Here is a 24,179-nt window from a genome sequence, read left to right on the forward strand (position 1 = left end):
TTTTTTATTTCTATTTATCTTGTTGAGCTGGTGAGGCTTCGCCTGATGTGTCTCTCTGAGAATCGACAACCATAGACTGGATCACTTCAACGAATTTTGAGAAGGGCTGTGCGCCTACAACAGAGACTTCTTTACCGGTGACATTATCACGCACAATCGTGGTTGGTGTACCATCAACACCGGCAGCTGAACCGGCCTCCATATCCTGCTTAATGCGCTTAATCACTTCAGTACTGCCCATACAGGTATCAAATTTCGCCTGGTCTACCTCAAACAGTGCTGGGATGCTGTCCGCATCCTTAAAACCTTTACCGTTTGTTTCAGTATGGTTAAACCAATAATCAGTAACGGCCCAGAAAGCACTCGGCCCTTTCTGCTCCGCAATACACTCAGCAACAGCTGCGCCCTTCGATGCGACCGGCTCATGGAATGACATAGGGTAATGACGCCATTCCCAGTTAACAGCCCCGGCTGTCGCGGTATCAACGATATACTTCGGCGTTTCTTTGAAGCGTTTGCAGAATGGACACTCCAGATCTTCATAGTTGATCAACGAAAACCGAGCGCCAGGCTCGCCATAGATATAACGGCCATCAGTATTTTTATTTGCTTTGTCCCAGCCTTTATAGAGTGCCTTTCGTTCTTCCGCGAGCTTTTGGTCGGCGATAGACTTAAGAGCACCCTTTACTTCGTCCTGAATATTTCCGTTCACTCCCTGTTGAACTGCGGGGTTCTTGGCCAGCGATGTACTAATTTTATCCAGCAGTTGATTGGTCATCACCTGGGTTTTGTACGAGATAAAACTAATTACCATCAACCAAACCATTCCGATTACAACAACGATTCCCCCGGCCCAGGCAAAAATTGTTTTATTTCCAGAACTGCACTTTTCATTTCTTTGCTTATCCATTGTACCCTCGCATTTTGATGGATTAGGACTTAGGTTGTTGGTTATCGATCTGCATCTGAATTCGATATTTCCGCAGCTCTTCCGGTTCACCGCTGGAAAGCACATTTAATTCGTGGGCACTTAACCGATAGCCAGGTGTTGAGCAGTATTTATCTTTGATACGGAGGTATTCAGCCCTACTGGCGTTCTGTGTGTTATTAGGAAGGAGAAAGGTATTTTCCCCGCAAAATGCTGGGGTCTGTGTGAACGTGCCACGCGGCCCATTGGCATACTTTGTGTTTGCCACTGAAGTGAGCAAGACCTGGGTGTAATTGTCATGTGCCACATATCGCTTCCCGGATGGATCATTGATGGCATACGGACTCACGAGCGTATGCTCATACCCAGGGTAACGTATAGCCGCGCCACCGCGTTCTGTACCACGCCAGGATTCGGAGTACTGATACTGGTAGGGGTACTCGGCCCTGGCGGGGAGATTGCGCGTTTCGTCGAGGTAAGTACGTTGTGGCTTACCTGTCCCACTGCAACCGCTGGTGATTACGCCGGTAATAACCACCAGCAGGGGCAAAACAATTTTATTCGCCAATTTCATTGCTTAGTCTCCAATTGGATAGCAACGTCATTATCTTAATTTCTCACCCTTGACGTTATGTTTTATGAAGACAAAACGTCGTCATTTTCCAGCACGATTTTTTTCTCAATCGGTTAACTTACAAGGTACTTAACCGGAGAAATATTTTAATGCTGAGACACATTAAAAATATTCTGAATACTTTTTTGCCTGATAACAAAAAGGCTACCACTGATCTATTCGGTGACGAAATCGATATGTCAGTAGATGAAGAAATCGGGAAACTCATTTCATCACGAGATAATATGCGCTATCCGGCAAGCGAAATCGGATTCCCGGCTCAAGTACCGGGTGAGTACGTATTACGTCATTACCAGAAACCACTTGTGATGGCGATTAAACGAGAACTGGATATTAGGGACTCTGAGTTTAATCAGCTTATTCTTCCTATGCTGATAAATTTCGCTAACTTTGTTCACCTCTTCCCGGCATCCGAAAACCATCATCACCGTGCTGCAACCGGATTGTTGCGTCATTCATTGGAAGTGTGTTTCCAGTGTATCCGGCGTTCTAAAAACATCGAGTTTGATTCAATGGCGGTTCCCGTACATAAATCAAATCGTGCATTAGCATGGCGACTTGCAGTCGCAGCTGGTGGGCTACTTCATGACCTCGGGAAACCATTTACCGATTTTGAAGTATGGAACGAAGACGGGAAAATTCACTGGCCTCCAGGCCATGAACCAATCCATGTCTGGGCAAAAGAGAACAATGTAAAAAGATACTATCTTGTATGGAAACCAGGCCGTCACCGCCAGCATACCTCCAGCACGAGCAATATGTTGTTGATGATCATGCCAAAAGAAATGCATGTTTACCTTCTTAACGGCGGGAATGATATTTTCAATGAATTGACCCGGGCACTGAATGCCAGTGCGCAGCTCAATGCAGAAAAAATCAGTGGTCAGGACGTTAAAAACAAGATCCTCACTACCATTAAGGCCGCCGACTCAGCATCCGTTAACTATGATATGCGGCAATACGCCGGTGATGCGATTCGTGCAAGCCAGTCAGGTGTACCTGCGGTTCAGCGTGTAGTTGATGCCATGCGCCATAGATTGAAAAAAGGAGATTGGATTCCCAACAAGCCAGGAAGCCCTGTATGGGTGACTACCTATGGCGTATTCATCGTCTGGGGTGTTGCGGTCAAGGATATTATTGAGACCGTTAGGAACTCCGGCGCTGTTATTCCACAAACCCAGAATAGTCTGGCTGACCTGATGCTAAGTTATCATCTCTGTCGACCAAACGTTCACCAGGACGATGACACTGCATACTGGCGTATTGCCCCTCATATCTTGAATGATAAAAGTTCAAGAAAAAGCAAAGACCCTAAAGTTGCGTTGAGCTGCATCCTTCTGATATCTCCAGAAGTACTATTTGTCGATACTGTTGACCCTCTACCATGCAGCAGCCGCATCCGTATTGAAGGTAAATGGGTGGAATACCTGACCGGGAGGCCAAACCAGCCAAAACTCGTCGAAAGCGAACCCTACATTGGTCAGAAGCCGGTTCCGTCAACCGGAATACCGAATGAGGTCGACCGCTCAGTTTTACAGGGCGGAACAATCATTGCTGATGAACAGGAATCTCCACTGGAGAGTATTTTTGGAAACCGACAGGTTACGCCGGAAAACGCCCACGAACTGCTGCATAAGCTCAATCTGCTTTCTGATGAGGACTACAATCGTGTAAAGGAAAGAAATACCAGTACCAAAAATCAAAAAGATTGTCTGGATGACACTAATTCACCAACAACTGAGCTGGCGGGCAGCGGGGAATCAAAAGGGCTCAAAGATAATCAACCAAAGCCAGTGTCGGAGAATAATGAACCCAAGCGCCGTCTTTCCCTCAAAGAAACCCTGGCATCGGCACAAACAGAGATTGAGTTCTCTGTACCCAGTTCACTTATAAAAGAACCAAACCATAAAACTCTGAACGAAACCCTTGAGTTTCATTCAATCATCAACTCGTATAATAGCAACGAACCAACTTCAAGCGATGCATTGGATCAGACCCAGCCCTCACCTACCCGTCAGGCATTAAAGGAAATTCAGCTGCACCAGGATGCTGTCGATACCGGCATTCAGTCTGGTGAGGTAATTGATGATTATTCAATTTACGAAGATTATGATTCCATGTGGCAGGATGACGTGAAAGCTGATAACGATTTTGGTTACTCGGCTCATGCGGATACTTCGGCCAACATACCGGCTAACGTAAAATTTTACGATAAATTTAGTCAGCTATACGTATCTGGTCTTGAAGCGGCCAAAGAATTTCTCGTTAAATATGTTACCGACCACTCAGACGATCTTTTCATTGAATCAGGCCACTTAATCATTGCTATTGATAAAGATTTTGATGAGCGTAATTATGCTCTGCTTCAGGACTCCAACTGGTTATGGCAAAGGTTTATGGAAGCCCCAGCCCAGTATTATTTCCATCGTACTCAGAAGTGCTTATATCTCAGAAAAGAACTTAATAATGATATCGACTTGCTGATGGATGGGAAGTTTAACGATCTGCTTTACTCTGCTTTAACTGATGTTTCTGATAAAGATTACAACATTACAGATTTATGCAATGAAATGATTTCAAAAGGTATGCTGAAGCGAACCTATTCTGGAGAGCCTGTCATTGCCGTAAGCGTTGCCTTAAAGCGACGTATTGCGGATGAACTCGGCATTGATATTACTCAATTGCAGAAGATTATGCTGATGCACTTTGATTTCTATTCAAAGACCGGTGTTGACTACATTCTTCCTAATAGTGAACGAATGCATAATCAAATGGTGGATAAAGATGAGTGAGTGGAAATATAACTTACGTTGGCGCACAAATTTTGAAGGCCTTGAGACTCTTGGTTGGACAGCAGGTATAGCCGCAACTATCGGGGTTAATACACTGTTTAACATGCCATCTCTACCCTGTTACCTCTCAGTTGCAGTCCAGGCTGCTTATGGTATTCGTAGTCTCCCGGCAGCATGGGATATTTATACGCACAAACGCCGCCTGAAGCGAAAACCAAAACCACTCGTAATGGACATGAAATCATTTATCGAACAGATGATTCGTGAGCCTGACAGCTATCTTATTTGCAGAGGCTTTGAGTGGGGCCAGAATGAGGGTCAACTGGCATCTGAGTTGATAAAGCGTGACATAAAGAAATTTGTAGCCAAACCATCCAAAAATTTTATGGGCCTCGGCTGGATTCATGCGCTAGGTAAAAAAAACGAATGGATCGGAATTTCTGAAGAACTTTTATCGTTGCATACGCTTATAACTGGCACAACCGGCTCAGGCAAAACAACATATTTTAAACTACTTATTCTTCAAGCCGCACTAAAAAAACAACCACTAATCCTCATTGACCCCAAAAATGATGAAGAACTGGCTGAATGGATGAAGTTCTGTCTGGAATTGGTGGATCGCTCAACGAAATATAATTACGTTTCATTGGCGCATCCTGAAAAATCAGCTCGAATATCTCCAATTACTAACTACACTCAGGCTGGCGAGGTAGCTAACAGAATTACATCGGTTATTCAACGTGCTGATAGTACGAGCGATCCGTTTGTTTCATTTGGTATTATGTCATTAACTACGGTTGTTGAGCTGATGAAAATCTGTGAAATCAAACCGACTTTACGCAATATTAAATCACAACTGAGTGCTGACATCTCTTCATTAGCATCTCTATTGATTATGGCCATCACTAAATTCGGCCACAAGACTTTAGGAGAGTCCGATTTCGACATTATTTTACAGGCGAAAATTGACCGTTACTCGTCTAAAATTAAAGGCCCAAAAGAAATAGCAGAAATATGTGCAGACATTTACCGAAATGACATTAAAGGTAATAAAGGGAAAGGCGATACTTCAATTGAAGCCGGTATTGATATGTTCGGTCATCAGCGCGAACACTTCCAGAAAATGATTCTGAACGTGATGCCAATTCTTAGTCAACTAACTCAAGGGTTTATGTCAGAGTTGTTATCCCCTGACAGTGCTGATGAAGATGAACTGAATGATACTCGTCCAATTTCGAATATTCAGGATATCATCACTACCGGGGGAATGTTGTATTTGGGGTTAAATTCCCTTGCAGATGCTGAGACTGGATCTGCGGTCGGTTCTATTTTCCTGTCTGATATAACATCTGTTAGCTCGACTGTGTACAATTTTTTAAAACCTGGTGGTCAGGACTTGGCTTCTGTAATGGTGTTAATCGATGAAGCAGCTGAAGTTATTAATGACCAAGTTATTAAAATGTTGAATAAAACCCGTGGTGCTGGGTTCCGCTTATTTATTTCGTCGCAATCGACTTCCGACTTCGAAGCCCGTCTCGGTTCAGAAGCCAAAATGAAGCAGGTTATAACCAATACGAACCACTTTACGGCGCTACGCACACCAGATCCTGATGCCCAGGAAGCAGTCATGAAACGAGTACCACCGACAAAGTTCAAATATATTATGCGTGGTCATGGCTCCAGCGCAGGTGCAGATCCTGAACAAATCACCGGCAGTGTCGGGGAACGATTGATGGAGGAAGAAGGCGAGTTATTTCAATCTCAACTGCTAGGTTGGTTACCCAACCTCGAATGCATGGCCATAAATCAGGCTAATAAAATAGTAAAAGGTAAAGTCCCCGTCATATTAATGCCGAGGAATGAGTCCGAGTTAAGCGATGTCCGAACTATCGCTAAAAAGTACCTTTCAATCTACGAACGTCAACAAAAGGTTCGTGGTGAAAAATCACGTATCAGCGCCGAGGGGTAAATATGATTAAAACCAAAACTCTATTAAAGCGTAAAGATGATCAAGCCTCATATGACGGTTTGACCATGATCTGGCCATGTGTTGATGGCATCACTGGGCAAATGTTAGCTCTACTGAAAACCCTTACTCCTGATGAACGCGTTGGTGCAGCAGTGAGCTCCGCTATCAAAGCTTATCATCAGGACAACGAGCAGGAGCTGAATGACTGGGAGCGGCTTGCGATCTATATCATTGAGCTTGGCTTGTTCGTTTGCCGGGAACTTCAACACACGTTGAATTTCTGTGAAATTACTTCACGGATAAATCTCCCGAGAAAGCTAACCAACGAACTGATTATCCAGGCTGGGAGGAAGGCGAAGATTGGGGATATCGAATGTCTGATAAGTTGAATGAGGAAAAGTGGCCTAAGACGATAAAGACACTGATCATCTGGAGTTCGACGATTCTCCTTTTTATCTCTGTCTTCTTTCCGGTTGAGTATTTTAAGTCTAATGCTCTGAAAGAAATCGCATGGGGTCATAAAATGATAGGCGAAAAAGATTTCGTCATGGTATTGCAAAAGGCTCGCGACAATTATACTGAAGCATTTGTAAATACGGGGATTGATAAGGCGTTAAAGGATTTTTACCAGCTTCCTCCCAGCGACATGGCCAACCACGGCGGGCCACTGAAATACTTTGTTGGGCTTTTCCAGAACATTGCCGAGAACCTGAATTATTGGCTCTACATGATTATGTATCGTTTAACACTTGATATGTATTGGTTACCGTACATGGCCGTGGTCATCATCCCGTCTCTGTTTGCAGGGGTAATGCGGTGGATGGCAAAAAGATATAACTTTGGATATGCCAGTCCGTTTCTTAACCGTCGTAGCATGGTATTGATTGGCTGGGGTGTATATAGCGTTCTCCTGTCGCTTTTTATACCGTTACCTGTGCCTCCAATGATCGGGGCACTCATAATGATAGTAATGATTCCTATTGGTTCATCTCTACTTATTTCAAACCTACCAAAACGTATTTAACCTTAAGAAAAGCACCTCAATTTGCGGTGCTTTTCTTTTTCCTCAATATTTCATGTTTGTTAAATTAGCTGTGCGAGGTGATGCATGACTAATTCGAAACCATTTATTCTTTCTGCCCTGCTCTGCCTGACGTTTACCGTAGGGATGATTAGCTATTTGCTAATTTCTGATGTCCCAGAAAAAATCCGTATCCTCAATCAGAAGATCACGGCATCAACTTACCCTCAGTCACGGGATGTCCTGAACAAAGACATGGCTGAAATCATACTGCCCTATCTTAAAAAGCAAAAAGCTGCTGAGGCGTCTCAGGTCAAAGTCCAAAAGCCAAACGAAATCTATACGCCGGAACAATTGCAGCAATCAAGAGGCTACAAATGAAAAAGAACATTTTGAACTCTCTTATATTTGGAATTCCGCTCATGGTTATGGTAAGCACGGCTGCATTTTTTACTTACCAAATCGATAGACAGTCCCAACTTCTTAATGACCTAGCGATCGTTGCTGAGACTCACAAGCCCGTAGTAAACAACAAAAGCGAACTACTGGACGCATTTGCAAAATACATTAATGCAGCGGGCCTAAAACCTGAATCGCAGAAACAATCCAATGTCGGTTACCGGACTGGAAACAAACCCGATACCGCCTATGCGCCTTCTACGGACAACGAACGTATTTATGGGAACCCGGATGCTCAGTTCTATATCATTGAGTATTCCGATTTTGAATGTCAGTACTGCAAACAACATTTCCCAATCGTTATGGATCTCGTGGATTCATCACAAGGGAATATTGCGATGGTTTTCAAACATGTTCCTGTTCACGGGCAGGCTTCCCGTACTGAAGCTTTAGCAGCGGAGTGTGCTGTTGAGCAGGGAGGAAATCCATCTTTCTTCCAGTTATCTAAAGCGTTATTCCGCTACAGCCAATCTGACGGGCACGGTCTTAGCGCACCGCTAGACCAAATCGCCCGCGAAACTGGTTTAGACCCGAACCGCTTACTTGAATGTATCAATGCGGCCAGGCCGTCCAGCAAGATAGCCGACGACGTTCGTGAAGCAGGTCAGCTTGGTATCCAAAAGACCCCTACAAACATTGTTGTCTACGGTGATAAGTCAGCCATTGTTCAGGGCGCAGTAGATGGAGCAGGCCTTATGCAAATGATGGCTCAGCTTGCAGGCTCTGGTCAGAAATAGGCGCATTTTGTCGTCAATAAATCTGAAAAAATTCATATGAGAGGTCATCATGGAACCTGTTTATATTTCTCACTCGATTGACGAACCACCAAAGTTATTTTTTTGGTCGATTGATGAAGCCATGCCATTTTTCGTTGCTCTCGCGGTTGGGATTATCACTGGACGATTATTACCGATGATAATTCTGGGTGTTGTAGTTTCACGTGTTTATGGCGGTTTTCTGGCGCGAGCTTCTGAGAAATATTTTATGCACCTCTGTTACTGGAAATTCGGAGTCACATTCGGTGGTGGCACTTTTGTACCTGAATCCTTCGACCGGGAGTTTATTGTATGAATATCCATAATTTCAAAAAAGGGTTAGTTGGACTTCAGTTAGAAAACAAAAGTTTCAAGTTAATCTCTGCCTCAATGATTCTGGCAAACCTTGTACTTGGTTATGCTCTGTTAGCCAAAACACAACCCATCACTATTATTCCGCCAAACCTTACAGAAACAGCCTGGCTGGATGAAAAAGCCGCCAGCAGCTCTTATATGAAGGCATGGGCGTTATATATAGCCGACAGTTTTGGAAATGCTAACCCAGCCACTTTAGATCTACTCAAGAATTCTATCGGCCCGTTTCTTGACGCTTCAATTTACACAAAAGTTATGAAAGCAATGGACGACCAGATTGACCAAATTAAGCGCGACCGAATCTCGCTTTCTTTTAATCCGGTCGGGGTTATCACCGACCCGTTAGCAGTTGGTACTTTTTATGTCACCGGTAACCAAACTCTCGAAGGTATCACCGGCAAACCATCGACCACGCCAGTCTATTACGAGATTACTGTTAACGTAAAAGGCTACCGGCCCATTATTACGTTCATTGAGATAAAGAGTGGCAAACCGTTGCTGCCAAGTGAAGAAGATAAACACAAAGGTCAAAGGCAGAAATCTTCGGCAGCTCGAACTTCCTGACAGAATTTCGTTAGTTGATTTAACCGAGATATAAATCTTTAAGCGAGAGATTAATAAATCAGCAATCAGTAAACAAAACGGATGTGCCGAAATGAATTTTCTGATTGGTAATAGCCAATTTAAAAATGAACGTAGTGTTGCCACTTATCGGGGGGCTAAATGTTGAATAGTAAACGCATAATTATCCTGTTGCTTACCGCGTCGTCCACATTAGCGACCCATAGCGTAACGGCGGGCGAAATGTCTGTTGATCAAGGCATGGTATTTGAGCAGCCTGATGCGCAGTCGCAACCCAAAGTCACTGCAAAACTCGCCTCTCGACCAGCATCCTCAACTCAGGCAATGCTCAGCACAGAAACACGCCCATATCCTGACAACTATACACCACCAGCAAGTAACTCTATCAATGGCGGGAGTGAACCAGCTATTGATGGCCGTAATATTCAACCAGTACCTGCTGCAATTGCCAGTCCCGTTCCACTCACAAAAGAAGTCATTCCTTCTCGGCTGGAATATATCGTTGCGCCTGGCGTGAACACCCTCGTACCGATTTCGATTAACCAGATCAACCGGCTTGTTACACCGTTTGAACACCCTGTAGTGCAGAAAGTTAAACAGGAGGGTGTAACTGTAAATGTAAAAGATAACGCTCTCTACGTTTCCACCTCAGACAGTAACCCGGCAAGTCTCTATATCAGTGAGAAAGGTGACGAAAGTGTAGCGATCTCCGTGTCGTTAGTACCTCAGAAAATTGCACCGGTGCAAGCCACTCTCATGCTTTCACGAAAGCTGAACAACACGAGTACTTCTGGTGTTATGCCTGCGGCATATAACAACTATGGTGGAAGCGAAGTCAAAGCCAGGCGATGGGAACAGAAAGATAATTACATCGAGACGATTCGCAACATAATGCGAACCATCGCGCTTGGGGACATTCCACCCGGATACTCTCTGGGAAATCTCTCTTCAGGAGTTGGTATCCCGAACTGTAATTTCCGCACGGGTACTGACCAGGATCAGATTCGCTACTCCTTTGCAAATGGCCAGTATCTTCAGGGTAGTCAATTCAGTGTCATCATCGGCGTTGCACAAAACACTGGTTCATCAACAGTAATGGTTGATGAATCACTCTGCACCCATCCTCAGCTTGCAGCAAGAGCACTATGGAGTCGCAACACTCTCCAGCCTGGCCAGCGAACTGAAGCTTACTTCGTTATCCGCAACATCCAGCCAAACGAACAAGCTAACGATTCCATGCGCCCTAAACTCGCGGAGTAAAATCATGCTTATCCCCTTAAAAGAGAAATGGGCCTCAATTTCAGCAAAGCATAAAAAATGGGTTTTATGGGCTGGCGTATTTACTTTCGCCGTTCTTTTTTTGCTCTTGGTTATACCCGACTCAGCTGGCCCCCGAAATCGAGCGCCACAAGAAAAAGTGATTGCCAGCGTCCTTACCGATGGTGATACCAATGGAGTTAGCCAGAATGCTATTGCGGCGCGAATTCGCGCACTCGACAAGACCATTAAAGAGCAAGGTCAACTGATTAAAACGTTAACCGAGAAATATGGTGCTGATCAGACAGCTCAGCGTCTTAGCAATCTGGAGAACAACCAGAAAAAATCAGGCGCTGAGGTTGCAGCTATTAAGAAACGCGTTGATACCGTCTCTAACCCTGTGCCTTACTCACAACAGTCTCGCGGAGCGACACCACTGGCTGGAAACGGCCAACGTAACGTCCCTACTCTGTATAAACCTGAAGAGATATCTGCCCCTTCAGTTGCGCCAAGAAACTCAGGAAGTTTCAATAACGGGAAAACATTACAGCGCGTATACGAAGATGCGGCCCCCCCTGTCGTACCGGAACCCGCAGCAAACCAGCGTCAGCAGAAAGGGAAGGATGGCAAAGCAGTACCAAGCCAGGCAACTCCTGAAATCATCACTGTACAGGAAGATATTGAAGCCGCACCCGTTGCTGACGAAGATGATAACCCCGAGAACCAGACCTACCTTCCTGCAACGTCGATCATAAGTACTGTTTTGATTGCGGGGATGGATGCACCAACATCTCGTGATGCACGAAAAGACCCTTATCCGGCGCTGGCCAGGGTGAAAAAGGATGCAATTCTCCCAAACCGTTTCCGTGCAGATATACGTGAATGCGGAATGCTTGCAGCTGGGTTCGGTGATTTGTCCTCCGAAAGAGCTTATTTCAGATCGGAAGTCATAACGTGCATTCGGGATGACGGTGCAGTTTTTGAAGCCCCACTCGTAGCCTACGCTGTTGGTGAAGATGGTAAATCAGGTGTTCGTGGTCGACTGGTTACCAAACAAGGGCAATACCTGGCACGAGCCCTGACCGCTGGCTTCCTACAGGCTGCATCTCAGCTCTTTAACGTACAGAGTATTCCGACAATCAGTATTAAACGCGATGGAGATAGTAGTGACGCTACTCCTTACCAGCAGGTTATGAGCTCTGACGCACTCCAGGGCGCAGCAGTTTCTGGCGTAGGTGGCGCATTGAATCGTCTTGCCGATTTCTATATGCAAATGGCCGGTGACCTTTTCCCTGTAATTGAAATTGATCCAGGCCGTAGTGTTGATTTTATTGTGCAAAAAGGGGTCATGCTGAAATTCACACGTGTTACTTCAAAAACTCAAACCGTTGGGGGCAAGAAATGATGACGAAGAAAATTGTATCGGCATTGTTTTTAGTTAGTGCCGGTTTTGCGATGTCGGGTTGCTCACTACTGGGCCAGAACGATGAATATGGATGCAAGGGAATGCCCAATTCGGTCACATGTATGAATGTCCGAGATGTGTATGCCCTGACCGATGGAGATGATTACCAGGAGCAGATTGACACCGCATCTGAAAACCAACTTTCGGGAAAGCCTGTGGAGGTTAAGCGGCTGCGCACTACAGCCGGGAACGGTGGACGGAATACTGCCGATGGTGGTCGATACGTCCCTGTGCCTGCTACTGCTGCTGATCCTCAACCCATCCGAACGCAATCTATCGTCATGCGGGTGCTGGTTGACCCCTATGAGACCGCAGATGGAGACCTTAACGTCCCTGGCTACGTCTATACCGAGATTGAGCCGCGTCGTTGGGAAGTCGGTGCAAGAAATAGTGCCACATCAACTGCTGTTATCAGACCAATGTCTGCACCGGTTGCCGCTGCTCCAGCACAATCCCAGGGTGAGACATCACAACCTCCTCAGAAAGGGAGTTACATTAAATAATTGTCCAGTAGTACCGGTATACCGGTACTACTTTTTTCATGTGCTGTATTCCTTGGTCGTCTTTTTAATACCCATCACTGAAAAGGTAAGCACATGAAACAAAAGTCATTATATATTGCTATTGTTCTGGCACTTCATTGTGCTGTAGCCGTGGCAGATAACTCAATCGATAGCACCCAAATTGACGAAGTTACTGTAAATGGTGATGGCAATAACATTTCAGGGCTAACACCCTGTGCAACCCCATCAAACTGTAAATCACCACTCGGCAACTCAAGTGTTTCAGGGAATAACAACACAATTACTTCGTTAACAAACTATATTATTACCGGAAGCAATAATGACTTATCATTTAGTTACGACCCAAGCCAATTCTGGAATGACTACGCCAATAGTTTCAATGTTTACGGGAATAATAATACTGGCACTGGTCTTTTTGATTTGAATCTGGTTGGGAGTGACAATAAAGTTCTAGGACAAAACCTTGCCGTTATGGGTTATAGCAATAACGTTTCAGGAAGTGCATTGCAAGTAATAGGCTCTTATAACGAACTGGATATGGTAGGTATGGGAGCAATTCTTGGTTCCAGAAACACTGCTACTAATTACGCTGGTTCTATAATGGGTACATTCAATACGGTGAGTGGTGGTTCCTACGCTTTGACTATCGGTTCCTTAAACAATATTACAGCTGCACCGATTAATGACCCCTCTGCTGTTTTTAAATTTGGCAACATCACAATCGGCACAATTAATACCATTGATTCCGACGAATCGATCGTGCTTGGCAACTACAATACTGTATCCGATGATAACGCAATTGTTATTGGTAATTATGCTTCTGCTTCAAATGGAGGTATTTCCATTGGGAACGGTTCATTCTCCAATAGTGCTGATACCGTATCGTTTGGTTCAGCTACGGTACAAAGAACACTGACTAATGTTGCTGATGGTTCCAGCCGGTATGATGCGGTGAACTATGGTCAGCTCATGAATTCCGTTAGTTCACTTCAGGCGTACACTGATAGTGCCATCAGTTCGTACCTTTCATCCATTGGCTCTGGCTCTAACACAACGCCACCTACTACAGGCGGAAATAACAATAACGGTACGGACGGCAGCGGGACAGGAAGTGGTACAGGGTCTGGTAGCAGTAACGACAATAGCCAGACTGCCACGGATACTAATACTTATACCGACGAGCGTGAAGTGTCGATCAACGCTCGTACCGACAGTCTAATTGCAACTGAAAGCGCATCCCGAGTTGCTGGCGATGCTCAAACTCTTGTAAGTGCAAACAGTCATACGGATGCCCGTGAATCTGTCATCAACTCAAGGACTGATTTCCTTGTCGATACTGAGCGCCAGTCACGGATTGATGGTGACCGACAGACCTTGGCTTCAGCTAATAGCTACACAAACCAGAAGTTCTCTGACCTTAAAAAGACGGTTGACCGTAATGATAAAAGAGCAAAAGCAGGCTCAGCAAGCGCAATTGCTATCGCTTCAATTCCCTTCCTCAATAACGTGTCGGGTTTTGGCATGGCGATGGGCGCGTACCGAGACCAGGGGGCAATTTCGGGAGGAGCGAATTACGCTATCAATGAAAAAGTAAACGTCCGCTTTAGCATGTCGGCTGATACAGCCGGTGGTGTTGGAGCTGGTGCAGGATTTGCGGTTGGCTTCCAGTAATAATAAAGCATAAATAAAAAGCCACTTTTTTGTGGCTTTTTATTTGGACTAATTGAGTAATTAAAACCGATATTAACATTTCATCACTTCCTTTTTTTGGGGACAGTTTGCAGCCCTTTTCCCTGCGGCAAAATAAATCAATATGTGAAAATGAAACCTCTCTCATTTGGAGCGGTTACTATGAACTTTATCAAACATGTCGCGACTGCGGCACTTTTGGTGGCACTTTCTGCATCAGCTTCTGTATTCGCCGATACAGTAAAAACAAACACCGGGAATATCGATACGATTTTCAATGAAAAAGCGTTCAAGAACATTCCTCAGAATTCGCAGGAAGTAAAACGTTTTGTCGTCCCTACTAACGGCATCATCGCACTAGAGATTGATGGGAAAGTTAATTTGCTGTCTTCTAATGGCCGCTTCGTTATACAGGGAACGCTCTATGACACATGGGCTAAAAAGCCTCTGACCACCATGAGCGAAATAACCAAGAACGCCAGCATCATTCCGATGAAAGAGCTGAACCTAAATATCGCGGACTTGCGCCCAGCCGTATGGGGCGATGGGCCTAAAAAGGTCATGATATTTACCGCACCTGGTTGTGAAGCCTGTGCAGCCCCACTTTCAGCACTTGCTGACCTCGACCCGAAAGAATTCACCGTTAGCGTTCTGTCGCTCGGAGCTCTGGGCCCGGCAAGCCAGCAGCGAAATATTGAATTGTATTGTGCATCCGACCGCTACCGCGCAGACCGCGCAATTATCAGCGGAAATTCCACTCAGAAATTCGACCAGGTAAAGAACTGCGATATGCAGGCTCTGGCTCGACGTGAAGTTACGGCTCAGATACTAGGTGTCAGCATGATCCCTTTCATTGTGCGTGATGACGGCTCCTACGTACTCGGCTCACCAAAACAAGGCCTCAAAAACTTTATCGAGAACAAGTAACACTTTCTTGGGAATCCTGGAGGCATTATGAGTGAATCTTTAATTTTTCAGCGACTCAAAAACCTGAAGCGTTTTTCTGACTTGTGTCCTGTACGTGCATATGACGAATCCAATCATTTGTTTATGTGCGACAACAAATATGTTGGTTTCGGATTTGTTTGTCGTCCCTTAAGCGGGACAACCGGCAAGGAGATGACTAACCTTCAAACGTTGCTGTCTTCCAACTTCCCCGCCAAAACTATCGTTCAGTTTGACCTGGTTGCAAGCCCAAACATCGTACAGAAAATTAACCGGATGGACGTATTGCGTATGGATTGCCGGGACGCAATCCTGCGTAACGCAATTTATAACCGCTCTAAATTCCTTTTGAAAAGCACCGAAACGCCGATGAAGCGAACCGGGACTCGCGTCCGAAATTGTGTGCTTCTCATTACAGTAAAAATTCCGATCAAATATAACTATGAAATGCGTGAAGAAGAATTCAATCACGTTAACGAGCTGCGGAATGTGTTCGAAACGACGCTGAGCATCACTGGTTTGTGTCCCGGTGCATTGACGCGTGAAAGTTACATCGATGTTCTGAGCTCCATTTGCAACCAGGGTGAAAGCGCCTCCTGGAGAGACCGGACGCCGGTACAGCCACAAGAAGACAAGTACATTTCAGAACAGTTAGTCGACCACGATCGCATGTTTTTCATTAAGAAAGACTATTGCGGTTTTGGTGATCCGACAGATTCCGAGCTTCGTGGAGAAGCACCTACACCGACAACGTTTGTGAAAACATTGAGTGCGCGAAAATTCCCGAAAAGATTCTTTCCCGGGCAAGCGCAATACTTTCTCGGCGATATGATGAGTGGTGTTACTGGAATTAAATCATCCTGCATCATCTCAATGAGCCTGATTTTCTTTGATCAGCAAAGTGAAAAAACTAAATTCACCTCGAAACGTAACTGGGTTGTTCAGCAAACCAGTGGCCCATTAATTAAGTGGGTTCCATCACTCATAAACTTGCGTGAGGGCTTCGATCTTCTTAGCGAAAAAGTTGATAACAACGACCCAATTTGCAAAGCCAAATTTACGGTATCAATCTTCTCTAACTCAAAAGATGGCGTGTTACGCGCTGCTCAGGAAGCTGCAAGTTATCTGAACACCTATCAGTTTAAGATGATCCCAGATACCTACTATGTTGCGCCAATTTTCCTGTCAGCTCTGCCAATGTTTAACGAAGCATCAGCAGAAAAGTCCATTGGCCGATATCGAACAATGGCACTCAGTGAAGCGATGGTACTTTCACCTCTCTATGCAGATTGGCAAGGTACAGACAAACCCGCCTTAATGCTGACATCGCGCTCTGGCCAGATCCAATCACTGGACTTGTTTGATTCTGATACTAACTATAACGCCTGTATCGCAGCTGAGTCGGGGTCGGGTAAGTCATTCCTGACAAACTACATTATCACCGCCTACAGAAGCCTCGGGGCTAAAGTCTGGTGTATTGATGTAGGTGACTCGTACAAAAATATCTGTGAGACCTACCAGGGCGATTATCTCGACTTCAATCCCAAAACCAGGCCATGTCTTAACTTCTTCGAACTGATCGAAGACTATTTCGGTGAGTCTGAAGATGATGACTCCAGTGGCGGTGAAGAAGATCTGATCATCGGATTGTTATCGGTGATGGCAGCTCCTAAAGAAGGTCTGAATTCATTCGAAGAGTCTCGACTTAAACAACATGTAGCTGATCTTGTCCGTGTACACAAGAAGCTGACCACCGTTGATATGGTTGCTGATTCACTGCTGAAAGATGAAGATAAAGACATTAAACGTATTGGCCATCAGCTCTATCCGTTCACGAGTGCGGGCCAGTACGGGAAGTACTTTGTTGGTAAGAACAATATCGACTTCAAAAATCCGTTCACTGTACTTGAACTTTCCCGACTGGAAAGTTCAGAACACCTTAAACAGGTTGTCCTCCTTCAGCTGATTTATCAAATCCAGCAGGACATGTTCATGGGCGACCGTAGCCAGATGAAGCTGGTCATTATCGATGAGGCCTGGGCATTGTTATCAGGAAATATCGGGGCGTTCATCGAGAAAGGTTATCGCCGGTTCCGTAAATATAACGGAGCTGCAATTACCATCACCCAGTCTATCAACGATATTTACAAAGATAGTATCGGGAAATCGATCGCAGATAACTCAGCCTTTATGCTCTTGCTGGGGCAAAGTGAATCCGCAGTGAACGAAGCTGAAGCAAATAAACGTCTGGCGCTGGACGAGGCTGGTTACCGGTTCCTTAAAACCGTTCGTTCCACGAAAGGTGTCTACTCAGAAATCTTTGTCATTTCTAAAGCGGGCCAGGGTATTTGCAGACTTGTGGTTGACCCATTCAGCTTACTTCTCTATTCGACTGACCCGAAAGACGTTGCCGCGATCAAAGACAGAAAGTCCCGGGGGATCAATACCGAAGAGGCTATCAACGAAATTCTGGTTGAGCGGGGGTTAGCCGCATGATTAAAACCGCTGCAATTGCGCTGCTTTTTGGTTTCATCGGAGCCGCCCTTTTTGGGCGGTTATTCCCACCAGCCTCGCCCTATGACTATGTTGCAGTCATCAACTTTATGGACGATAAAGGTCAACCGTTAGGTGAAGCCCAGTCAAGGCTGGTATTAGCCCGCGCTGAGAAACTGTCAGAGGCGGGGTATCTTGTGCTCAATGCCTCAGCCCTTTATAGCTACCCTACGGGGCTCAAGATCCCCCAGACCATCAACACTCAGCAATAGCGGTGGGCGAATGAATACACCCAAATCAGTATGGAGCTTAATATTTCGTAAAAAGCGAAGCTGGAGGCAACATATTGTTTTCAGCATCGTTGTTATTTTCTTAACCGCACCGCTGACGCTATACGTGCTTAACCGGTATGAGATTGGTATCGATCCACAAAATAACCAATGTCTTCCTCCGTACCGAATATATCTCGTCGATAAAATGGACAAATCAATCGTCAAAGGGAAAATTTACGCCTTTCATTCTGAGCTAATGCAACCATATGGCAAAGGGCTGAAAATTGTTGATGGCATTGCGGGAGACACAGTCTCCGTTGATCCCGAAGAGACTGCAATTAACGGCTCTATGGTCGGTGAGGGACTGGCATTAGCAGCAGAATCTGGCCATACCGAACAGGAGCTAACGCGTAGTGGTGTCGTACCGAATGGTCGCCTGTGGATGATGGGGCGCACCAGATACAGTTTTGATTCCAGGTACTGGGGATCATTAGACGAGTCACAAATTATAGGCCGAGCGTATCCATTATGGTAAAAAAAACACCTTTTCGACTTTCGATATTGGCATTTGTAACCGCTGTTGTTTTCACTCCAGTCTGGGCCGAAAACACTGGTATCTATTTAAGTGATCTGCCGTCAAGACCGGTATCCAACTTAGATAATATTCCGACAAGACCGGCTAATAACTACTCAGTCACTGACATTCAAAAAGCTAAGCGTCAATTATCTGCAACTGAAATGAAAGATATTGACAGTCTCATAAAAGCGGCTCGTGATAATCAAAATGCCACTGCCGACCGCGCTACTGACACGGTTAAAGATAATCGAAAAATGATGGGTGAAATGCCCGAGTATAAAAATACAGATGAACTAGTCGATGATGCGGTAAGAGGAGCGTTAGCAAAGTCTGATATGACTAACGAGAAACAAAATAAGCCAGCCGGTGATTTTATTTATATTCTCGTCTCCGCGTCTCTCAGCGATGCTGAAATCACCGACATTCTCAAGTTATACGATGGACGCACGGATATCGCTCTGGTTGTCCAGGGGGCAAAAGATAAAAAGAACCTGCTTGATGAACTTACCCACTGGCAGAAACTTTCCTTCGACTCCAAGTCTTCTCTGGCCGTAAACCTCGATCCAACTGTATTCAAAAACTACAACGTTAGTTCTGTACCGACCATTATCCATGAAAAAGATGGTGAGCTGGTGGCCAGGGTGACAGGCATCTATGACATCGCGTACCTGAAAGACAAGACCGGCGACCTTGGTGTGGCCGGGCCCGCTGTTGGGGTCGTAGAGAAGAACCTTATTGATGAACTACAGGAGAGTGTCGCTAAACTCGATTTTGATGGCATGAAGAAAAAGGCCATTGATAACTACTGGCCCCGCCAGGTTTTCCAGGAATTCCCGGAAGCGACAAAGCGAGCTACCAGAACCATCGATCCGACGGTCATTATCCCTCAAAACATTACTTCACCTAACGGCGATATCGTTGCAAAACGGGGGCGATTTAACCCGCTAACTGTGATGCCATTTACCATCAAGCTAATCTTTTTCGATGCACGTGAAGAATGGCAACGCCAGTTCGCCAGGTATCAGTTTGAACATACACCAGCCTCCCTCACGCCAATACTGGTCACGACAAACGTGTATGGTGATGGCTGGCAGACCTTCCGTGACACCAAGAAAGAATACGGTGACTTCGCAAGGCTATACATGATTCAGCCAGGCATGGCCGAACATTATGGTTTGATAAACGTGCCCAGCGTTGTGACAGCCGACAGTAAGCGATTCATTAATGATGAATATTCACGCAAAGATTTTGAGGAGCTGAAATGAAAAAAATTCTCTCAGTTCTGAAATCACCCAAGACCCTGGTGCTCGCATGTCTGGCTTTTACTATGCCGGTTTTTGCGGCTGACGTTTCATCACCCGTACAGAACAAGGTCTGTCATGATAACCAAGTCTTATCAGCGAAACTCATTACGGATGTTTGCTGGAACTGTATTTTCCCGATAAAGCTTGCCGGTATTAATCTGTCGATGACAGGTACTGCACCTGACAATGCAGCATCAGGGACAGTATGTGCCTGTAAGGATGGATTGAACGTCTATCACCCGGGTGTATTGACCGCGATGTGGGAACCGAGAAAGCTCATCGAGTTAACGAGAACACCCGGGTGCATGTCATCCCTAGGAGGGGTAACACTCGACCTTGGTAATGATTTGCAGTTTGGCCCGCAGACCGATGGAGCAGCCGAGGAACAGCGGGAGCGTTTCTCAATAAGTTTCTACAACGCACATATGTATGCTATGCCGTTATTAAGAATGTTGGATATGTATCTACCCGGTCAATGTAATGCCGACCCATACAGCGATTTTGATATCATTAATTTCACGGAGATTGACCCGACCTGGAATAATACGATGCTGGCATTCTTCCAGAACCCGGAATCAGCAGCTGTGGCTAACGTGATAGCAATGCAGGCTTGCGCCGGTGAAGCAGCGGCACAATTTGCAGGTAAACAGCCAATAGACTCACTTTGGTGGTGTGCCGGTTCCTGGGGTGGGCAGTATCCTTTAACTGGATCGGTACGGAGTATGGATGCCCCCAGAACAACCAGCCTGGTCGGGATCCGTATGCTGGCCGCAGAACATCGTCGTGGACTGGCCTACCGTTCGATGGGAAACGATACTGTTTGTCGCTCCAAGATTTACCCAACGTTGCCAAAGCAACAGTACAAATTGAATATGTTCTACCCTACCCCGGAGACAAAAAACAGTCATGAGGTCGGTGAGTCCCCATACCAATGGCAAGGTGGGCCTTTCCGTTATCCAACCGGTAAAGGCCAGGACAGCACCTACATGATTTTCCAGTGGGTAGATTGTTGCCGCACAATGTAATAAAAAAACCCTGCAATGCAGGGTTTTTAATTTCTGTTTTTCGTTGAATTAAGCCTGCCGTTTAATGGCCTCATTCTGATCATCATTCGCTTCATTACTGGCATCCTGCAACACCTTTGTTTCCTGGTCTACCTGGGTAGGTTCTGTCTCAGTGCTTCCAGCCAATTCTTTTTCAGCGGCCCGGCCATTGGCCTGATTAAGCTCATCAGCAGATGCCTGCGCGTGACGTTTGAGTGATGCTGCCAGATCACGAATGAGATTATGAAGACGAGACTTAAACTCCTCGACCTCATCCTGATTAAAACAGTTATTTAACCAGAGGGTATCGATGATCTGGTGCAATTTATCAAAGTTCTGAATAATGCGGATAACCCGCAGCGCTTGCGGCGTTCTGATGCGAACCTCATGTTCTTTTGGATGGGTATACCCGACTTCATTGAGGCTGCTGCGTTCTTCTTCTTCTTTTACCGCACGGTTCAGAATAGCAATGTTATTTTCCAGTTCTTTCTCAGGCATGTCGATTACTTCGTTAACCGCCTTCAGTGTACGTTCAATCGCACCACTGTATTTAGTGCCAAGCCGTTCAAGGGCTCGGCTGTTATTGGTCAGATTGAAGAGAGCCTGGGAGATAATGTTAAAATTACGGGACTGTACCCGAATACCTTCCTGGGTGTGAAGAGTAAATTTCACGACAGCTTCAGGATTGGAATATTCGACACGAGAGTTAGGGGTTCGGTTATCCTGAGCCCCACTCTTTTTAGCTTGTTTTACGGTTTGTACCGGTGCTTTAGCCATAACAGAACCTCGGAGTTAATTTGTATGCCAATTGATTAGGCCAAAACTCAGGATAGTTGTCATTGAAAAATGGCTGCAATATGACCATGAAAAACCGACTTGAAAAATTAAACCAATATGCTTAAATGAATAAGAACCGAGCTGACGGACATCAGCACAACTTCCTAGTTAATTTCGCGCTCAACCAGCGCCCACCGGATGACCTCCTCCCGGGTTAACTACGCCTTCTACAGGCCCGAGCATCTCTGATGTGTTTAGGTTAAACCTGACATGTCTCTTTGCTTACCCAAACGGGTATTTTGGTTCTCAATCCCAAACAAAAAAAATTGTTAATCCTTTTAACTCCAGCGAATCAACAGATGTGCAGTTTTGTGTACATCCGTTTAGTTTACCTTTTAGGTAGCTAAATTTTCGCATTCTAAATTTATAGGTGATCTATGTCTGACCCAATCTCATTAATGGCAGGTATCGTATTTTTTGGTGCTGTGTATTACCGTGCCGAATATATCAGATTCCTTGGCCCAATCTGGCTGGCAATTTTTATAACGGAACGCGGTTTACTGTTCACTGGTCTCGGTTTTGTTACCGCGACTGTATGTGTAGTTGTTGCTTTACTCGTTATTTATAATTCATTCTTTACCAAGTCTGGGAAAAAATCTAATGAAGCAACTAATGGAAACATGGTTGAAGGTGTTTCTCGGGCTGGGTCAAATAATGACAAAGCCAAATATGCAAACCATCGTTTTGAAGGAAAGCTTGTTTACCACGGTCTCGAAAACTGGAAACACGATCCTAATAACGATAAATCGTATTTAGTCACAATACGTAGTGGTGGGAAAGACCATGAAATTTGGGCTGTTGGGCTCAAAAATGCTGTTGAGACTTGTGGAGCACAAGTTGGTGATATTGTTTCAGTCTGGAAAGAGTCTGAAGTAAGAACCGACAAAGCACAAGTGTTTGACGAAAGCGGTAAGGTTACAGGGTATCGTACTCTCCTTAACGAAAAACGTCGCGGCATTTGGGTTATGCAAGTACTCGCCGAAAGCTAAAATATTCTTAATTCAGGCTATAAGCCTTAACTTTTTAATCTTTTAAATATATGAGGTATATTATGACAATTGTCTATGGTAGTAGCATTGAGCCGGGTGGTATGGAACTGGATGATTACACAATGATTGCAGAGTGTGAAAATTGTGGGAAAGACTGCCGACATCGGATTTATGAAGACTGTGTTGCAGGGGCAATAAACCAGAGATTCTCTTATACGTGTAATCACTGCGGTTATCATTCCTGTAACGCTGAAGTATGTGACGTATGCGATAGCATCGAATGCGAAGAACATGCTGGTCGTTATCAGTCTAATATTTTCTTCGAAATGCATGAGCTCATTGAGCTCATGAAAATAGAGGGAGATATACTGGCAATCAGAGCAAAAATCAATGTAGGCGCTCACGACTTTGGAGATCTTTCAAAGTTAGATGATTGCCTGCATAGGCTCACCTTTCCAGGTTACTATGAACGGCGAAATACTGATCTCTATAAAGAGATATCAGATGCTTCAACCGACATGGCAATCCAAACATGGAAGCGTCTGGAACGCTTGTTATGCTAAACCTCCCTATAAAAACCCAGCGAAAGCTGGGTTTTTTTCTTTTCTGGATTGACCAACCAAACGTCGTATCATAATCTTATATCGCGGGCATCCCGCTTAACTTCTTTTAACACTCTTTATTTCGGCAACGCGCCATCCCTGAATGAATAAGTTCATTCGCACGGCTTCCCTACGCCCATAGAATTCGACACACGGTGCATCATGCATCGTGTTTTCTGCGCCGTCGAAAAAGGTGTTTTTCCTCTTGTTGAGGATACAGTGAGTCCAGCACTCTAACTGGATGCTTCACAAATCTTTCTAATTTTTGTGCCTATAGCACTAAATCATTTTAACTTTTTTAATTTAAAAATTTATGAGGTATAAACTATGCAATCCAGAGCAAAGGGTATTGTTGCGATAGAACCTAAATATGTGCCTGCATCTAACAATGCAGATTCATATATTTATTTCCGTTTGCGCTGTGACATGTCCATTAGCGGCAAGTCTCAGACCGAGTTCTATTCGATAAAAGCATTTGGTAAAGTCGCGGATTTTCTACGCGATAATATTCAAATGAATACCGAACTGTATATCGAAGCATTAGGGAAGGTGCGAACAAGTTCCTGATATGAGATCATCATATTCATCCGGAGCGCATCCCAGAGGGACATCATGAGCCATCAACTCACCTTCGCCGATAGTGAATTCAGCACTAAGCGCCGTCAGA

At 45.0% G+C, this 24,179-nt stretch carries 23 protein-coding genes; 20 read left to right on the forward strand and 3 right to left on the reverse strand.

Annotation, left to right across the window (positions count from 1 at the left end; all coding sequences use genetic code 11):
• Positions 1-10: 10 nt before the first annotated feature.
• The gene (locus ACHHZ6_RS22695) at positions 11-910 is read right to left on the reverse strand and encodes a DsbA family protein (RefSeq protein ID WP_016241590.1); all 900 of its coding nucleotides are present in this window, start codon (positions 908-910) and stop codon (positions 11-13) included.
• Between the two features lie 22 nt (positions 911-932).
• The gene (locus ACHHZ6_RS22700) at positions 933-1,502 is read right to left on the reverse strand and encodes a hypothetical protein (protein ID WP_016241589.1); all 570 of its coding nucleotides are present in this window, start codon (positions 1,500-1,502) and stop codon (positions 933-935) included.
• Positions 1,503-1,651: 149 nt separating this feature from the next.
• Here ACHHZ6_RS22700 and mobH point away from each other — a divergent pair, with 149 nt between their 5' ends.
• From mobH to ACHHZ6_RS22790, 18 genes are all read left to right on the forward strand, one after another.
• Positions 1,652-4,354, forward strand: a complete 2,703-nt coding sequence (gene mobH, locus ACHHZ6_RS22705; protein WP_395123065.1) for a MobH family relaxase — start codon at positions 1,652-1,654, stop codon at positions 4,352-4,354.
• Positions 4,347-6,323: a conjugative transfer system coupling protein TraD gene (traD, locus tag ACHHZ6_RS22710; protein ID WP_007372220.1), complete on the forward strand. Its 1,977-nt coding sequence runs from the start codon at positions 4,347-4,349 to the stop codon at positions 6,321-6,323. Before mobH ends, traD begins: the two co-directional genes overlap by 8 nt.
• Before the next feature lie 2 nt (positions 6,324-6,325).
• The gene (locus tag ACHHZ6_RS22715) at positions 6,326-6,712 is read left to right on the forward strand and encodes a hypothetical protein (RefSeq protein ID WP_009654243.1); all 387 of its coding nucleotides are present in this window, start codon (positions 6,326-6,328) and stop codon (positions 6,710-6,712) included.
• Entirely contained in the window at positions 6,697-7,347 is a 651-nt protein-coding gene (locus ACHHZ6_RS22720; RefSeq protein WP_007372221.1) for a DUF4400 domain-containing protein, read from the forward strand. The genes ACHHZ6_RS22715 and ACHHZ6_RS22720 overlap by 16 nt, the downstream gene beginning before the upstream one ends.
• Before the next feature lie 84 nt (positions 7,348-7,431).
• Entirely contained in the window at positions 7,432-7,725 is a 294-nt protein-coding gene (locus tag ACHHZ6_RS22725) for a hypothetical protein (protein WP_007372222.1), read from the forward strand.
• On the forward strand, positions 7,722-8,540 hold the full coding sequence (locus ACHHZ6_RS22730; protein WP_007372223.1) for a thioredoxin domain-containing protein: 819 nt from the start codon (positions 7,722-7,724) through the stop codon (positions 8,538-8,540). The genes ACHHZ6_RS22725 and ACHHZ6_RS22730 overlap by 4 nt, the downstream gene beginning before the upstream one ends.
• 49 nt (positions 8,541-8,589) lie before the next feature.
• Complete coding sequence (gene traL, locus ACHHZ6_RS22735; RefSeq protein ID WP_007372224.1) at positions 8,590-8,874, forward strand: type IV conjugative transfer system protein TraL; 285 nt, start codon at positions 8,590-8,592, stop codon at positions 8,872-8,874.
• Positions 8,871-9,497 carry a TraE/TraK family type IV conjugative transfer system protein gene (locus tag ACHHZ6_RS22740; RefSeq protein ID WP_007372225.1) on the forward strand — a complete coding sequence of 209 codons (627 nt, stop codon included), beginning with the start codon at positions 8,871-8,873 and terminating at the stop codon, positions 9,495-9,497. The genes traL and ACHHZ6_RS22740 overlap by 4 nt, the downstream gene beginning before the upstream one ends.
• A 240-nt stretch (positions 9,498-9,737) precedes the next feature.
• Positions 9,738-10,775 (forward strand): type-F conjugative transfer system secretin TraK, encoded by a 1,038-nt coding sequence (locus tag ACHHZ6_RS22745; RefSeq protein WP_007372226.1) that lies wholly within the window; start codon positions 9,738-9,740, stop codon positions 10,773-10,775.
• 4 nt (positions 10,776-10,779) lie between these two features.
• The gene (locus ACHHZ6_RS22750) at positions 10,780-12,177 is read left to right on the forward strand and encodes a TraB/VirB10 family protein (protein WP_007372227.1); all 1,398 of its coding nucleotides are present in this window, start codon (positions 10,780-10,782) and stop codon (positions 12,175-12,177) included.
• On the forward strand, positions 12,174-12,740 hold the full coding sequence (gene traV, locus ACHHZ6_RS22755) for a type IV conjugative transfer system lipoprotein TraV (RefSeq protein WP_016241587.1): 567 nt from the start codon (positions 12,174-12,176) through the stop codon (positions 12,738-12,740). Before ACHHZ6_RS22750 ends, traV begins: the two co-directional genes overlap by 4 nt.
• Positions 12,741-12,833: 93 nt before the next feature.
• Positions 12,834-14,432 carry a YadA-like family protein gene (locus ACHHZ6_RS22760; protein WP_007372228.1) on the forward strand — a complete coding sequence of 533 codons (1,599 nt, stop codon included), beginning with the start codon at positions 12,834-12,836 and terminating at the stop codon, positions 14,430-14,432.
• Positions 14,433-14,612: 180 nt separating this feature from the next.
• Positions 14,613-15,377 carry a DsbC family protein gene (locus tag ACHHZ6_RS22765; RefSeq protein ID WP_007372229.1) on the forward strand — a complete coding sequence of 255 codons (765 nt, stop codon included), beginning with the start codon at positions 14,613-14,615 and terminating at the stop codon, positions 15,375-15,377.
• Between the two features lie 27 nt (positions 15,378-15,404).
• The gene (gene traC / locus ACHHZ6_RS22770; RefSeq protein ID WP_007372230.1) at positions 15,405-17,891 is read left to right on the forward strand and encodes a type IV secretion system protein TraC; all 2,487 of its coding nucleotides are present in this window, start codon (positions 15,405-15,407) and stop codon (positions 17,889-17,891) included.
• Positions 17,888-18,160: a hypothetical protein gene (locus ACHHZ6_RS22775; RefSeq protein WP_007372231.1), complete on the forward strand. Its 273-nt coding sequence runs from the start codon at positions 17,888-17,890 to the stop codon at positions 18,158-18,160. The genes traC and ACHHZ6_RS22775 overlap by 4 nt, the downstream gene beginning before the upstream one ends.
• Before the next feature lie 10 nt (positions 18,161-18,170).
• Positions 18,171-18,695 carry a signal peptidase I gene (gene lepB / locus ACHHZ6_RS22780; protein ID WP_007372232.1) on the forward strand — a complete coding sequence of 175 codons (525 nt, stop codon included), beginning with the start codon at positions 18,171-18,173 and terminating at the stop codon, positions 18,693-18,695.
• Positions 18,689-20,002, forward strand: a complete 1,314-nt coding sequence (locus tag ACHHZ6_RS22785) for a TrbC family F-type conjugative pilus assembly protein (protein ID WP_016241583.1) — start codon at positions 18,689-18,691, stop codon at positions 20,000-20,002. Before lepB ends, ACHHZ6_RS22785 begins: the two co-directional genes overlap by 7 nt.
• Positions 19,999-21,066 (forward strand): TraU family protein, encoded by a 1,068-nt coding sequence (locus ACHHZ6_RS22790; RefSeq protein WP_007372234.1) that lies wholly within the window; start codon positions 19,999-20,001, stop codon positions 21,064-21,066. The genes ACHHZ6_RS22785 and ACHHZ6_RS22790 overlap by 4 nt, the downstream gene beginning before the upstream one ends.
• 48 nt (positions 21,067-21,114) lie before the next feature.
• On the opposite strand, the gene ACHHZ6_RS22795 is transcribed toward ACHHZ6_RS22790, so the two are convergent.
• A complete protein-coding gene (locus tag ACHHZ6_RS22795) occupies positions 21,115-21,861 on the reverse strand; it encodes an AcaB family transcriptional regulator (protein ID WP_009653890.1) in 747 nt (248 codons plus the stop codon).
• A 437-nt stretch (positions 21,862-22,298) separates the two neighbouring features.
• Between ACHHZ6_RS22795 and ACHHZ6_RS22800 the strand changes: the two genes are divergently transcribed.
• Both ACHHZ6_RS22800 and ACHHZ6_RS22805 read left to right on the forward strand, forming a co-directional pair.
• Positions 22,299-22,910, forward strand: a complete 612-nt coding sequence (locus tag ACHHZ6_RS22800; protein ID WP_009653893.1) for a hypothetical protein — start codon at positions 22,299-22,301, stop codon at positions 22,908-22,910.
• Positions 22,911-22,972: 62 nt separating this feature from the next.
• Positions 22,973-23,473, forward strand: coding sequence for a hypothetical protein (locus tag ACHHZ6_RS22805; protein WP_016241582.1), 501 nt, complete (start codon positions 22,973-22,975; stop codon positions 23,471-23,473).
• Positions 23,474-24,179 lie beyond the last annotated feature (706 nt).

This window comes from Enterobacter cloacae complex sp. 2024EL-00214, from assembly GCF_043945575.1.
In the GTDB taxonomy this organism is placed as follows: Bacteria; Pseudomonadota; Gammaproteobacteria; order Enterobacterales; family Enterobacteriaceae; genus Enterobacter; species Enterobacter cloacae_P.

Coding starts and splice junctions, on each gene's coding strand:
- ACHHZ6_RS22695 (WP_016241590.1), bottom strand. CDS start 910: ATGGATAAGCAAAGAAATGAAAAGTGCAGTTCTGGAAATAAAACAATT.
- ACHHZ6_RS22700 (WP_016241589.1), bottom strand. CDS start 1,502: ATGAAATTGGCGAATAAAATTGTTTTGCCCCTGCTGGTGGTTATTACC.
- mobH (WP_395123065.1), top strand. CDS start 1,652: ATGCTGAGACACATTAAAAATATTCTGAATACTTTTTTGCCTGATAAC.
- traD (WP_007372220.1), top strand. CDS start 4,347: ATGAGTGAGTGGAAATATAACTTACGTTGGCGCACAAATTTTGAAGGC.
- ACHHZ6_RS22715 (WP_009654243.1), top strand. CDS start 6,326: ATGATTAAAACCAAAACTCTATTAAAGCGTAAAGATGATCAAGCCTCA.
- ACHHZ6_RS22720 (WP_007372221.1), top strand. CDS start 6,697: ATGTCTGATAAGTTGAATGAGGAAAAGTGGCCTAAGACGATAAAGACA.
- ACHHZ6_RS22725 (WP_007372222.1), top strand. CDS start 7,432: ATGACTAATTCGAAACCATTTATTCTTTCTGCCCTGCTCTGCCTGACG.
- ACHHZ6_RS22730 (WP_007372223.1), top strand. CDS start 7,722: ATGAAAAAGAACATTTTGAACTCTCTTATATTTGGAATTCCGCTCATG.
- traL (WP_007372224.1), top strand. CDS start 8,590: ATGGAACCTGTTTATATTTCTCACTCGATTGACGAACCACCAAAGTTA.
- ACHHZ6_RS22740 (WP_007372225.1), top strand. CDS start 8,871: ATGAATATCCATAATTTCAAAAAAGGGTTAGTTGGACTTCAGTTAGAA.
- ACHHZ6_RS22745 (WP_007372226.1), top strand. CDS start 9,738: ATGTCTGTTGATCAAGGCATGGTATTTGAGCAGCCTGATGCGCAGTCG.
- ACHHZ6_RS22750 (WP_007372227.1), top strand. CDS start 10,780: ATGCTTATCCCCTTAAAAGAGAAATGGGCCTCAATTTCAGCAAAGCAT.
- traV (WP_016241587.1), top strand. CDS start 12,174: ATGATGACGAAGAAAATTGTATCGGCATTGTTTTTAGTTAGTGCCGGT.
- ACHHZ6_RS22760 (WP_007372228.1), top strand. CDS start 12,834: ATGAAACAAAAGTCATTATATATTGCTATTGTTCTGGCACTTCATTGT.
- ACHHZ6_RS22765 (WP_007372229.1), top strand. CDS start 14,613: ATGAACTTTATCAAACATGTCGCGACTGCGGCACTTTTGGTGGCACTT.
- traC (WP_007372230.1), top strand. CDS start 15,405: ATGAGTGAATCTTTAATTTTTCAGCGACTCAAAAACCTGAAGCGTTTT.
- ACHHZ6_RS22775 (WP_007372231.1), top strand. CDS start 17,888: ATGATTAAAACCGCTGCAATTGCGCTGCTTTTTGGTTTCATCGGAGCC.
- lepB (WP_007372232.1), top strand. CDS start 18,171: ATGAATACACCCAAATCAGTATGGAGCTTAATATTTCGTAAAAAGCGA.
- ACHHZ6_RS22785 (WP_016241583.1), top strand. CDS start 18,689: ATGGTAAAAAAAACACCTTTTCGACTTTCGATATTGGCATTTGTAACC.
- ACHHZ6_RS22790 (WP_007372234.1), top strand. CDS start 19,999: ATGAAAAAAATTCTCTCAGTTCTGAAATCACCCAAGACCCTGGTGCTC.
- ACHHZ6_RS22795 (WP_009653890.1), bottom strand. CDS start 21,861: ATGGCTAAAGCACCGGTACAAACCGTAAAACAAGCTAAAAAGAGTGGG.
- ACHHZ6_RS22800 (WP_009653893.1), top strand. CDS start 22,299: ATGTCTGACCCAATCTCATTAATGGCAGGTATCGTATTTTTTGGTGCT.
- ACHHZ6_RS22805 (WP_016241582.1), top strand. CDS start 22,973: ATGACAATTGTCTATGGTAGTAGCATTGAGCCGGGTGGTATGGAACTG.